We start from the raw sequence: 11,832 nt of genomic DNA, 5'->3' as shown, positions 1-11,832 counted from the left end.
GCGTCAAGCGCCGAGTGCAACGAGAAGCGTGCGAACGGTCATGAAGACCAGGATGAGCGAGCCGGCCGTCCACAGCGTCGCGCGAACTTCGTGGATTTGCCCGGTGAGATACGCCAGAAAATGGAGCAGGCGTGAGGCGACGTAGCCGTAGAGCAGCCACTGCGCGAGCCGTAGCGACGGCTGTGTGAGGACATAGAGAAGGCCCGCGACCAGGAAGTAGGGTAGGCTCTCGAGATCGTTCATCTGGATCCGGCGAATTCGCTCGACGCGTTCGTTGGGAAGAAGCTGCGCCGGATCTGGCGCGGGATTCATCGGGGTCTTCTTGATGTCCTCCGGCGAACGGTAACCCCCATTGGCCTGCACCATGCGGATCACCGTCAGCCATGACATCGCCACGGCCTTCAAGATCATCAGGCAGGCAGCAACGACATACGTGGCGAAAAGGGGATCGTGAAGATTCATTCTGTCCAATTTGGCTCCCCTCTGACGTGTCTATATGACACGCGCGACCGCGTCGTACCACCAAGTAAACGACGTCACCAGGCCGCGGATAGCCCAGCGTTCGCGCTACGCACCCGAGCTCTCGGGGCAGTGGGATGCGATCGTGACCCGTGTCAGCCGCACGCTGAGTGGCGGTTGACCCGTTTCACAAGGCCGATCGCGCGAGAAAGCGCGACGAACTTCCGAAGCCGTCACCCTAATCCGACGCCAGCCCCGTTCTCCGCCGCAAATCCGTGATCGCGCGCAAGAAGCTGTCGGCCGGCGTGGTCTCCGGATCGATCAGCCGGTGCAGGCGAAAGCCGTCTTCCAGCGCCAGCACGACAGACGCCATCCAGGGCGGGTTCAGATTGTCGCCCTTCGCGTTGTCCTTTAGCGTCGCCTCGACGATGTCGGCGACCAGCTTGCGCCGCGCGCGCAGGCGTTTGGCGAGTTCGGGGCGGCGCTTTTCGGCGCGCGCGACGAACAGGATCATCTCCATGTGGAGGAGGGGCGAGCGGCCGAGCGGGTCCTGCCTGGTGCGGTCCATCGCCTTCAGCGCCGCGATGAAGTCGTCGAGATTGTCGTGCTGCGCGAGGATGTCCATGTTGCGCCGGATCGACTGTTCGACATGATCCTCGAGCATGGCGATGATCAGCTCGTCCTTGCTCTTGAAGTTGGAATAGAAGGCGCCGCGGGTGAAGCCCGCTGCGGCCGCGATCGTCTCGATGCTGGCGCCGCCGATGCCGTCTTCCTCGAACACGCGCGCGGCCGCCTCGAACAGTTTGTCGCGCGTGTCGTCTCTGGTCGGCCTGGTTCTCACCCTTGACATCGGCGCAGTTTAGGGCAGAATGCAACTCGATACAACAATGTATCGAGTTGATAATTCAGGGATGGTTACGCCGCGCAACAGGAACTGCGGGCGTTTCGTGTCATGCGGCAACCCGTTGGAGGTCACCATGAACGAGCACGTGCAAGGCGCAGGCGGCGCACCGCTGTTCAACCCGCTGTCGCCGGACTTCATCCGAAATCCCTATCCGCACTATGAGCGGCTGCGCAGGATCGATCCGATCCACGTGACGCCGTTCGGCCAGTTCGTCGCCAGCCGCCATGCCGAGGTCAGCCTCGTGCTGCGCGACAAGCGCTTCGGCAAGGATTTTGTCGAACGCTCCAAGCGCCGCTATAGCGAGAAGATCATGGAGGAGCCGGTCTTCCGCAGCATGAGCCACTGGATGCTGCAGGCCGATCCGCCCGACCACACCCGCCTCCGCGGCCTGGTCGTGAAGGCCTTCACCGCCCGCCGCGTCGAGGACATGCGGCCGCGCATCCAGGCGATCGTCGACCAGGCCATCGATGCAGTGGTCGATCGCGGCCGCATGGACCTGATCGAGGACTTTGCCTTCCGCCTGCCGGTGACCATCATCTGCGACATGCTCGGCATCCCCGAGGATCATCGCGAGACCTTCTATAACAGCTCGCGCGACGGCGGCCGGCTGCTCGACCCCGTGCCGCTCTCTCCGGAGGAGATCGCCAAGGGCAACGCCAGCAACATGATGGCGCAGATGTACTTCCAGCAGCTGTTCGAGCTGCGCCGCAAGACTCCCGGCGACGACCTCATCACCCAGCTGGTGCAGGCCGAGGAAGACGGCAACAAGCTCACCAATGAGGAGCTGACCGCCAACATCATCCTGCTGTTTGGCGCCGGCCACGAGACCACGGTCAATCTGATCGGCAATGGCCTGCTCGCGCTGCATCGCAATCCGGACCAGCTCGCGCTCCTGAAGGCGCGGCCGGAACTGATGGTGGGGGCGATCGAGGAGTTCTTGCGCTACGATTCCTCGGTGCAGATGACCGGGCGCGTCGCGCTGGAGGAGATCGACGATCTCGGCGGCGCGAAGATCCCCAAGGGCGAGACCGTGCTCTGCCTGCTCGGCTCGGCCAACCGCGACCCCGCGGTCTATCCCGACCGGCCCGACCGGCTGGACGTCACCCGGCAGAATGTGAGGCCGCTGTCGTTCGGCGGCGGCATCCATTTCTGCCTGGGGGCCCAATTGGCGCGCATCGAGGCCGAGATCGCCATCGCCACGCTGTTGCGGCGGTTGCCGGATTTGCGCATCGACGACGTCGAAAACCCGGAATGGCGGTCCACCTTCGTGCTGCGCGGCCTGAAGCAGCTTCCGGCAAGCTGGTGATAGCCGCCGGCACTGGTCCTGCGAGCACTGGCCCTCATCCTGAGGAGCCCGCAAGGCGGGCGTCTCGAAGGATGGCCGCGGGGCGAGAGCGGGGCCTCTATGGTTCGAGACGGCCCTTCGCGCCTCCTCACCATGAGGGTCGCACACCGGCGTTAACCTCCGCGCGCAACAGTCGCTGTGACTTCGCCACACTTCCCCCTATATAAGGGGCTGTTCCGGTACGTCTGAGGCCCTGAGGCTCAGGCAAGGCCCGCATCCGGTTTGGCCGAGGGGAGACCCGTGCAGACGACGCTGCTCGGATTGGCGATTGCCTTCATCATTGCGCTGCTGGCCGCGCTGATCGGGCCTTACTTCATCGACTGGAACCAGTTCAGGCCCCAGTTCGAAGCGGAGGCTGGCAGGATCATCGGCGTGCCGGTGCGGGTGGCGGGCGAGCTCGACGCGCGGCTGTTGCCGGCGCCGACGCTGCGGCTGCGCGCGGTCACGTTCGGCGGCAACAACGATCTCGGCCGGCTGCGCGCCGACAAGCTCGACGTCGAGTTCAGCCTGAGCTCCCTGATGCGCGGCGAATGGCGCGCCACCGAGCTTTCGGTCAATGGCATGGCGGTGGATCTCGGCCTCGACGCCAAAGGGCGGGTCGATTTGCCGTCCACCGCGAGCGGCACCTTCAATCTGGCCTCGCTGGCGATCGAGCGGCTGAACCTCACCGGCCGCATCGCACTGCATGACGCCGCCAGCCGTTCGACGCTGGAGCTGAGCGACATCGCCTTCTCCGGCGACGTGCGCTCGCTGGCCGGATCGGTTCGTGGCGACGGTAGTTTCACCGCCGCCGGGGTGCGCTATCCGTTCCGCATCTCCTCCGGCCCGAGCGCCGACGGCAACGCCACCCGTCTCCACCTCAACATCGATCCCGGCGAGCGCGCCATTCTTGCCGATCTCGAAGGCGTGCTCGCCTTCGACAACCGCCTGCCGAAATTCGAGGGCGCACTGACGCTCGCGGTGCCGGCCGCGAAGAAGCCGGGCCAGGCCGGACCGACGCCCTGGAAGCTCACGACAAAGCTCAAGGCGGATCCGGCCGGCGCCAAGTTCGACCAGGTCGATGCCAGCTTTGGCCCTGACGACACCGCGCTGAAGTTCGGCGGCGTCGGCGATCTCAAATTCGGCACCTCGCCGCTGCTGCGCGCGGTGCTGTCGGCGCGACAGGTCGATGCCGACAAGCTGACGGCCAAGGACGATGCCGATCCGCAGCGCGTCATGCCGGCGCTCCGGGCGGGCCTCGCCGCAATCCCGCAGGCACCGATTCCGGCGCAGATCGAGTTCAACTCCGATCAGATCATGCTCGGCGGCCGTCCGCTCCAGAACATCACTGCCGAGCTTCAGACCGACGGCAGGTCCTGGACCTTCCAGCGGCTCGAGCTGCGCGCGCCCGGCATGACGCAGCTCTCGCTCAACGGCGCGACGCCCGGCGCCGACAGTTTCAGCGGCCGCCTCAGCATCGAATCGTCCGACCCCGATACGCTGGTGGCCTGGCTCCAGGGCCGCAGCGAGGTCAACCGCCGCAGCACGCGGCCCCTGCGGCTTGCCGGCGACGTGACCATCGCCGCCAACCATTTCGCCATCGACGGGCTGAAGGCCGAGATCGAGGGCGGCGCGGTTGAGGGCCGCATCGCCTTCGTCCAGACCGGCGCGAGCAAGGGCTCGCGGATCGACGCCGAGCTCAAGGCCGACCGTCTCGACCTCGATGCCGCCGCAAGTTTTGCACGCGCGCTCGCGGGGCCGCAGGGCGAATGGCCGGAGGAAGCGAAGCTCTCGCTCGATATCGGCCGCGCGATCTCGGCCGGCCAGGAGTTGCGGCCATTCACCGCAAAACTCGGCTACGGTCCGGCGGCGCTGTCGCTGGAGCAGTTGCGCTTCGGCCAGGCCAGCGGCGTCACCACCGAAGCGAGCGGCAATTTCGATCGCACCAGGGCCACCGGCAAGCTGGCGCTGAAATCCTCCGCCAATTCGCTGCGCGAGCTCACCGCGCTGCTCGAGCCGTTTGCGCCTTCGGTGCGCGCGCGGTTCGATGCCATCCCATCATTGCCCGGCGCGACGCGGCTGAAGCTCGACCTCAGCCTCGACAAGAACGCCGAGCATGCCGATCGCAACGACGCGCGCGTCGTGTTCGATCTCGACGCGCCACAGCTCAAGGCCACCGCGACGCTGGTCGCGCAGACGCCGGTTGCCGCCGTCAACGGCATCGATGTCGACCGCTTGCGCAACAGCGACTTCACGCTGGACTCGAAAGTCTCGACACCGCAGGCCAGTGCACTGCTGGCGTTGCTCGGGCTCGATCGCGTGGTGGCCGCAGGCGAGGGCGCTTCGCAGCTCGAAGGCCGGTTAAGCGGCGCGTGGCGCCGGCCTGCGCAATTGAACGCCAAGCTCAGCGGCGGCGGGCTGGACGCGGACGCGCAAGGCAGCGTCGAATTGTCGGAGCCCAAATCGTCCGAGCTTAAGGCGAGCGTGAATCTGCGCGTGCGCAATGCCAATCTGGCCCCATTGTTCGGGACCAGTCCGGCCGACAAATCGGTGCAGGCCGTCAACCTGTCCTCGCGCGTCGGCCTCTCCGGCAATCGTCTGACCCTCGACGATCTCGACGGCAGCGCGGCCGGCTCGCATCTGCGCGGCCATCTTTCGGTGTCGCTCGATCAGGAGAAGAGCGTCGACGGCGAAATCGGCCTGGACACGCTCGACCTCATGCCGGCGCTCGCGATGGCCGTCGGCGCGGCCGGACACGATGCCGGCGAGCCGCTGAGTGCGGGCCTTCTCGGTGGCTGGCGCGGCCGCGTCGCCTTCCAGGCGTTGCACGGCACATTGCCCGGCGGCATCGAGCTGCGCCCCTTCAGCGGCACGATCCGGAGCGACGGTCAGTCGCTCGCGCTCGATGCGCTGAAGGGCGGCATCGGCGGCGGTGAAATCTCGGCCAGCCTTGATGCGCGCAATGGCGCCAATGGTCTGACGTTGAACGCGCGTATCGACCTCGGCAATGTCGATGCGGCGGTGCTGCGCTATCGCAACCTCGCGCTGCCGAAGGGCCGCGCCTCGGTGCAGATGGCGCTGACCAGCCAGGGCCGCAGCGTCGCAGCGCTGACGGGCGCGCTCGCCGGCAATGGCACGGTGACCCTCGAGTCCGCCGAGATCGCCGGCCTCAATCCCCGCGCCTTCGAGATCGCCATCCGCGCCAGCGACGGCGGGCAGGTCGCCGACGACAACAGGCTGCGGCAACTGGTCGAGCCCGCGCTGTCGGCAGGCCCGATTGCGGTGGCCTCGGCGCAGATCCCGTTCACGATCCGCGACGGACGCCTGCGCGTCGGCGCAACGCCGCTGGAAGCAAAGAACGCCCGTGCCATCGTCTCCGGCGGCTACGACATCCCCGCCGACCAGGCCGACATCCGCGCCAGCCTGACGCCGATCATGACAGGTCTCTCCGGCGCGCCGCCGGAAATCCAGCTGTTTGCGGCAGGTCCTCCCGACAAGATGAATCGCACCGTCGATGTCGCGCCGCTGTCGTCGTGGCTTGCGGTGCGCATGATCGATCGCGAGACGCGCCGTCTGGATGCCATCGAGCGCGGCGAACCGCCGCCGGCGACGGCGGCGCTGCCGACGCTGGTCTCGCCAGACCCCGTGCCGGATTCGTCGCTGCTGGATGTACCGATGCCGGGTCGCGATCCGCGCCGTGCACCGCCGAAGCCCAAGGTCGCACCGACCCCAAAGGCCCCGCAGGCAGCTCCTGCCGTGCCAAATCCGCCACTCACAAGTCCTGCACTCACAAGTCCTGCACTCACAAGTCCGCCACTCGCGAGCCCGCCGCTTGCGAGCCAGCAGGTCGCCCCGCTCCCGCCGCCCATCGATGTGCGGCCCGCTCCAGGCCCTGCGCCCGCAAAGCCCAGGCCGAAGCCGCCGTTGGTGCTGACGCCGTCGAATCCGTGAGGCGACGCTAGCTTGCAGAGATCGAGCCGCGGGCCCGCTCACCTCTCCGCTTGCGGGAAAGGGGCGCACCTTGCTTATGGCCCGGCGGTAAACGCATTCCTTCGCATTTGAACGAATTCTCGTCGACAAAACTGCTGCAACGGTTTTACCGGATCTGCGCGTTTGTTCCCTAGTCTCGATCCCAGAGGAATTCGGCATCGCGTCAGCCAAAGAACGACCAAGAACTGGGGTATGAGATGAACGGGGCGAAAACGCTTCTACAGGATCTGGACGACGCGATCGCGCGCGGCACCGACGAAAGCCGGTCGAAGGCGTTGTGGCACGCGACCGACATCCTGATCACCGGCCGCTACAGCGACGACGAGATCAGCATGTTCGGCGAGGTCATCGGCCGGCTTGCCGACGAGATCGAGGTCGCCGCGCGCGCGCAGCTCTCGGAGTTGATGTCGGCGTGCGATCACGCCCCGCTCAACGTCATCGAAAAGCTCGCGCTCGACGACGAGATCGCCGTTGCCGGTCCCGTGCTGCGCGACTCCAGCCGCATCGACGAGAAGATGCTGGTCGAGAGCGCCATGACCAAGGGCCAGTCGCACCTGCTCGCGATCGCCCAGCGCCAGTCGATCGGCGAGGCCGTCACCGACGTGCTGGTCAAGCGGGGCGACCAGGAGGTCGTCACGTCAGTCGCCAGGAACGAGGGCGCGCGCTTCTCCGGTTCGGGCCTTCTGCACATGGTCCGCCGCGCCGAAGGCGACTCGATCCTTGCTGAGCAACTGGGCCTGCGCAAGGACGTGCCGCGGCACATCTTCCAGCAGCTCATCTCGAAGGCGTCGGAGGACGTCCGCCGTCGGCTCGAGACCGAGCGCCCCGAGATGATGTCGCAGATCCAAAGCTCGGTGACCGAGGTCACCGGCGATCTGCAGTCCAAGTTCGGCCCGTCCTCGCGCAGCTATTTCGTCGCCAAGCGCGTGGTGACGACGCAGTACCGGCAGGGCAACCTCAACCAGGATTCAATCTCGAACTATGCGCGCCAGCACCGCTTCGACGAGGTGCAGATCGGCCTGTCACTGTTGTCGTCGCTGCCGGTCGACGTGATCGAGCGTGCGATGATGGACCGCAACCGCGAGATGATCCTGGTGCTGTGCAAGGCGCTCGACTTCTCCTGGGACACGACGATGTCGCTGCTGTTCCTGGGCGCCAAGGATCATCTGATCACGGCGCGTGAGCTGCACGACAACGAGCGCGATTTCGGCCGGCTCAAGATCGAGAGCTCGCGCAGCGTTTTGAAGTTCTACCAGTCGCGCAAGACCGGCACGGGTGCCGATGCGGGCCGTCAGCCCGAGCTCCAGGTTCACTGAGCGGGAAGAGGGAGTATCAGCAATGTTGCCTCAATTCGGTACTGCCGTCCGCAAGACCAAGACCCTCAGCGCCGACATCGGCGGGTCGGCCCCGGACAAGGCCTCGGTCGACGCCGCCTGGCTCGTGCTGGAAGCCGCCAACGATCTCGGCGACCACGCCGCGATCGAAGCCTGCCGCCGCGTCATCGACGCCGAGCTGAACGGCACGGTGGCCGGCAGCGCGGATGTCGATCTCGTGCTGGGGTATTTTCGGTAAGGCTCCGCAGCCGGAGCCAACGGCCCGGCGCGAAGCGCCGCCCGATGACAGGCTCCGCGCACCCGGGACCGCCGTATCCACCGGCGCGATGCCCCGGATTTCGCTGTGCTCCCCCCCTCCGGCAGACCCGGTGAAAGGCAGCATTTTCGCAAGGCACCTCCCCGATTCCGAGCGGCACTCATCGGACAAATGCAGTCGAAGGCGTGCTATCATTCTACCTGGGATAGCGTTTGCTGTCCCTGGATTCGGGAGGGATAGCCATGAAGACCTTCGCTTTCCTCGTCGTCGGGCTCGCCGTCGCAACCCTGTCAATGCCGGCGGCAAATGCCCAATACAAATGCTCCTTCAGTGGCGGCACCATTTCCTCCGTCCCGTGTGCCAAGCGTTATGCTGTCAATTACGAAGCGTGCCGAAAATACGTCATAGAGCATGGTTCGAGCTCGGCTGACGCCATGTGGTGGTGTACGAGCCAGGGCTACACCAAGTGATTTGACGCCGACCTCGTGCGAGAGGCCGCCTCGGCCGGCGGCCTCTTCAACCGGTTGTCGCGAGATTCGCCGCACCTGTGGGTCGGTCTGTCGAGGGGTGATGTATTTGGCTCTTGTGCACGCCAGGCTGCGCACCGGCTGAGCTTCAGGCCGCCTCCTACGAGCTTGCGGCTCTCACCGCCGGATGCGGTAGATCACGACGTCCTCCCCGTGGCGGTTCGTGCTCCGCTCGAGGACATAGTCCGACTTCTCCAGCACGCGGCGCGATGCGCCGTTGCCGACATAGACGATGCCGATCAGGGACGGCAGCGCAAGCTCTGACAGCCCGATGCGCGTCAGCGCGGTTGCGATCTCGCTCGCAAATCCCCGGCCCCAGAGGCTGCGCGTGAACGCGTAGAAAATCTCGATCTCGTCGATGTCGTCCACCAGGATGTGCCGGATGCCCGCCCGTCCGGCGAATGCTCCGTCTTTCGTTCGCAGCACCCACAATCCGAAGCCGTGTTGATCCCAGTGGGCCATGTTGACGGCGAGGTATTTTTCCGTTTTTTCCGCCGAGCGCACACCGCCGAGATAGCGGGACACATCGGGATCGAGATGCAGCGCGACGAGGTCGGAGAGGTGATCTTCGCGGAGTTTCTCGGCGGTCAGTCTGTTGGTGCTGAAATGATTCATGGAGACAGATAGCCGCTTCCGGGGCGGGTCGTCGATCGCGCTATCGTTGCGGGGTGATCATGCCATCCTGCTCCTGTTTTGCCCGACGGGTCAACCGGCGCAGTCCGTAGTCTGCATCCGGGCTTACGCTCGGATGATTTCTGCACGCGCGTAAGCCATTGATTTCACAGTCCCCGTCTACTGTGCATGGGGTTGTTTTCGCAGTTTTAGTTTCGAGGGGGCTACCCCGCACCTAACGCGACCGCGACGTTGTAGGTCACGAGGCTCGCCGCATAGGCCAGCACCAGCATGTAGGCGAAGGTGACCGCCATCCAGGTCCAGCTTCCTGTCTCGCGCCGGATCACGGCCAGCGTTGAGGCGCATTGCGGGGCGAAGATGTACCAGGCGAGCATCGACAGCGCGGTCGCCAGTGACCATTTCGTCGCCAGCACCTGGCCGATCTGCTCGGCCGCTTCCTTGCCGCCTTCGATCGCATAGACGGTGCCGAGGGCCGCCACCGCGACCTCGCGCGCCGCCATGCCCGGGATCAGGGCGACGGCGATCTGCCAGTTGAAGCCGACGGGCGCGAGCAGCGGCGCGAGCGCCTTGCCGATGATGGCGGCGAGGCTGAAGTCGATCGCCGGTTCGGTCGCGCCCGCTGGCGGCTGCGGGAACGAGGCCAAAAACCAGATCAGCACCATCATCGAGAAGATGGTGGTGCCGGCGCGGTGCAGGAACATCTTGGCGCGCGTGTAGACGCCGATCGCGATCGATTTCAGCTGCGGCATCTTGTAGTCCGGCAGCTCCAGCATGAAGGGCGCCGGCGCATAGTCGCGCAGCATGAAGAATTTGATCAGGAACGAGACGGCAAGCGCGCTGGCGATGCCGGCGGCATAGAGGCCGAACATCACGAGGCCCTGGAGGTTGATGAAGCCCCAGACGTCCCTGGCCGGAATGAAGGCGGAGATGATCAGCGTGTAGACGGGAATGCGCGCCGAGCAGGTCATCAGCGGCGCGATCAGGATCGTGGTCAGCCGGTCGCGCTTGTTGTCGATCACGCGCGTCGCCATGATGCCGGGAATGGCGCAGGCAAAGCTCGACAGCAGCGGAATGAAGGCGCGGCCGTGCAGCCCCGCGCCGCCCATGATGCGGTCCATCAGGAACGCGGCGCGCGCCATGTAGCCGAAATCTTCCAAGAGCAGGATGAACAGGAAGATGATGATGATCTGCGGCAGGAACACGATCACGCTGCCGACGCCCGAGATCACGCCGTTCTGAAGGAAGCTCTGCAAGAGGCCCGCGGGCAGGGTGGCGTGCACGAACTCGCCGAGCGCATCGAAGCCGGAATTGAGCAACTCCATCAGCGGCTGCGCCCAGGCGAACACCGCCTGGAACATCACGAACAGGATCGCCGCGAGCACGATCAGGCCGCCGACCGGATGCAGCACGACGGCATCGATGCGCGCGGTCCAGGTGTCGGGGCTGGCAGGCAGGCTGACGCAGTCGGAGATGATGCGGTCGGCCTCGCGCTGGGTGGCGCGCAATTCGGCGACGCTGAGCGCGTGCCAATTGTTCTCCTGCGGCTCGGCGGCGAGTTTTGCCGAGATCTCGTCGGTCAGCGTCAGCAGGTCGGCGGTGCCGCCCTTGCGCACGGCGATCGAGGTGACCACGGGCACGCCGAGTTCCTTGGCGAGCCGCTCGGCATCGACTGTGATGCCGCGGCGGGTGGCGATGTCGAACATGTTGAGCACGAGGACCATCGGCCGTCCGGTGCGCTTGAGCTCCAGCAGCAGGCGGATGGTCAGCCGCAGATTGGTTGAATCGGCCACGCACAGCACGAGATCGGGCGCGGTCTCGCCGGAGGCCTTGCCGAGCACGAAGTCGCGGGTGATCTCCTCGTCCGGACTGCGCCCGCGCAGCGAATAGGTGCCGGGCAGGTCGACCACCGAGACCTGGCGTCCCAGCGGCGTGACGAAGAAGCCTTCCTTGCGCTCGACGGTGACGCCGGGATAGTTCGCGACCTTCTGCCGGCTGCCGGTCAGCGCATTGAACAGCGAGGTCTTGCCGCTGTTTGGCGTGCCGACCAGGGCGAGATGCAGCAGGGGTAATTCCATGGGATCAGGCCTTGGATCGGGGTCCGGTCGCTATCTAGGCGACGATGATGGCCATGGCTTCACGACGGCGGACCGCGATCGTGATGTTGTCGACACGGACGGCGATCGGGTCGCGCCCGACCAGCCCCTCGTGCAGGACCTCGACCCGGGCACCCTCGACGAAGCCGAGCTCGATCAGCCGGCTCTCGAGCTCGATGTCCGAGAGTGCCGAACCCGCACCCCCGGCCGAAAGGTGCTGAATGATTCCGGTATAGCCGCGCTGGGCCAGACCCAGCGGCATTTGCGAACGCGTATCATTGGTGTCGGTCATGCCCTGTATTTTCAACGCAG

General features: G+C 65.9%; 10 protein-coding genes. 5 read left to right on the top strand and 5 right to left on the bottom strand.

Annotation, left to right across the window (positions count from 1 at the left end):
• Positions 1-3 precede the first annotated feature (3 nt).
• Both IVB31_RS26470 and IVB31_RS26465 read right to left on the bottom strand, forming a co-directional pair.
• Positions 4-462, bottom strand: coding sequence for an MAPEG family protein (locus tag IVB31_RS26470; protein WP_247330572.1), 459 nt, complete (start codon positions 460-462; stop codon positions 4-6).
• Positions 463-697: 235 nt separating this feature from the next.
• Positions 698-1,309, bottom strand: coding sequence for a TetR/AcrR family transcriptional regulator (locus IVB31_RS26465; RefSeq protein WP_247329736.1), 612 nt, complete (start codon positions 1,307-1,309; stop codon positions 698-700).
• Positions 1,310-1,436: 127 nt separating this feature from the next.
• Here IVB31_RS26465 and IVB31_RS26460 point away from each other — a divergent pair, with 127 nt between their 5' ends.
• From IVB31_RS26460 to IVB31_RS26440, 5 genes are all read left to right on the top strand, one after another.
• Positions 1,437-2,669: a cytochrome P450 gene (locus tag IVB31_RS26460; protein WP_247329734.1), complete on the top strand. Its 1,233-nt coding sequence runs from the start codon at positions 1,437-1,439 to the stop codon at positions 2,667-2,669.
• Positions 2,670-2,948: 279 nt separating this feature from the next.
• Positions 2,949-6,638: an AsmA-like C-terminal region-containing protein gene (locus IVB31_RS26455; RefSeq protein WP_247329732.1), complete on the top strand. Its 3,690-nt coding sequence runs from the start codon at positions 2,949-2,951 to the stop codon at positions 6,636-6,638.
• 236 nt (positions 6,639-6,874) lie between these two features.
• Positions 6,875-7,993, top strand: coding sequence for a DUF2336 domain-containing protein (locus tag IVB31_RS26450; RefSeq protein WP_247329730.1), 1,119 nt, complete (start codon positions 6,875-6,877; stop codon positions 7,991-7,993).
• 22 nt (positions 7,994-8,015) lie between these two features.
• Positions 8,016-8,249, top strand: coding sequence for a hypothetical protein (locus IVB31_RS26445; RefSeq protein ID WP_247329728.1), 234 nt, complete (start codon positions 8,016-8,018; stop codon positions 8,247-8,249).
• 260 nt (positions 8,250-8,509) lie between these two features.
• Positions 8,510-8,737, top strand: a complete 228-nt coding sequence (locus IVB31_RS26440; RefSeq protein WP_247329726.1) for a hypothetical protein — start codon at positions 8,510-8,512, stop codon at positions 8,735-8,737.
• A gap of 174 nt (positions 8,738-8,911) precedes the next feature.
• Here IVB31_RS26440 and IVB31_RS26435 read toward each other — a convergent pair whose 3' ends face one another.
• From IVB31_RS26435 to IVB31_RS26425, 3 genes are all read right to left on the bottom strand, one after another.
• On the bottom strand, positions 8,912-9,409 hold the full coding sequence (locus tag IVB31_RS26435) for a GNAT family N-acetyltransferase (RefSeq protein WP_247329724.1): 498 nt from the start codon (positions 9,407-9,409) through the stop codon (positions 8,912-8,914).
• Positions 9,410-9,630: 221 nt separating this feature from the next.
• Positions 9,631-11,502 (bottom strand): ferrous iron transporter B, encoded by a 1,872-nt coding sequence (locus IVB31_RS26430; RefSeq protein ID WP_247329721.1) that lies wholly within the window; start codon positions 11,500-11,502, stop codon positions 9,631-9,633.
• Positions 11,503-11,536: 34 nt separating this feature from the next.
• A complete protein-coding gene (locus IVB31_RS26425; protein WP_247329719.1) occupies positions 11,537-11,812 on the bottom strand; it encodes a FeoA family protein in 276 nt (91 codons plus the stop codon).
• Positions 11,813-11,832: the final 20 nt, after the last annotated feature.

Origin of the sequence: Bradyrhizobium sp. 21, from assembly GCF_023073335.1 — a bacterium.
Lineage (GTDB): Bacteria > Pseudomonadota > Alphaproteobacteria > Rhizobiales > Xanthobacteraceae > Bradyrhizobium.
The sequence above is the reverse complement of the archived record's forward strand: the minus strand, read 5'-3'. Positions and strand labels throughout refer to the sequence as shown.

Coding starts and splice junctions, on each gene's coding strand:
- IVB31_RS26430 (WP_247329721.1), bottom strand. CDS start 11,502: ATGGAATTACCCCTGCTGCATCTCGCCCTGGTCGGCACGCCAAACAGC.
- IVB31_RS26465 (WP_247329736.1), bottom strand. CDS start 1,309: ATGTCAAGGGTGAGAACCAGGCCGACCAGAGACGACACGCGCGACAAA.
- IVB31_RS26435 (WP_247329724.1), bottom strand. CDS start 9,409: ATGAATCATTTCAGCACCAACAGACTGACCGCCGAGAAACTCCGCGAA.
- IVB31_RS26440 (WP_247329726.1), top strand. CDS start 8,510: ATGAAGACCTTCGCTTTCCTCGTCGTCGGGCTCGCCGTCGCAACCCTG.
- IVB31_RS26425 (WP_247329719.1), bottom strand. CDS start 11,812: ATGACCGACACCAATGATACGCGTTCGCAAATGCCGCTGGGTCTGGCC.
- IVB31_RS26470 (WP_247330572.1), bottom strand. CDS start 462: ATGAATCTTCACGATCCCCTTTTCGCCACGTATGTCGTTGCTGCCTGC.
- IVB31_RS26450 (WP_247329730.1), top strand. CDS start 6,875: ATGAACGGGGCGAAAACGCTTCTACAGGATCTGGACGACGCGATCGCG.
- IVB31_RS26445 (WP_247329728.1), top strand. CDS start 8,016: ATGTTGCCTCAATTCGGTACTGCCGTCCGCAAGACCAAGACCCTCAGC.
- IVB31_RS26460 (WP_247329734.1), top strand. CDS start 1,437: ATGAACGAGCACGTGCAAGGCGCAGGCGGCGCACCGCTGTTCAACCCG.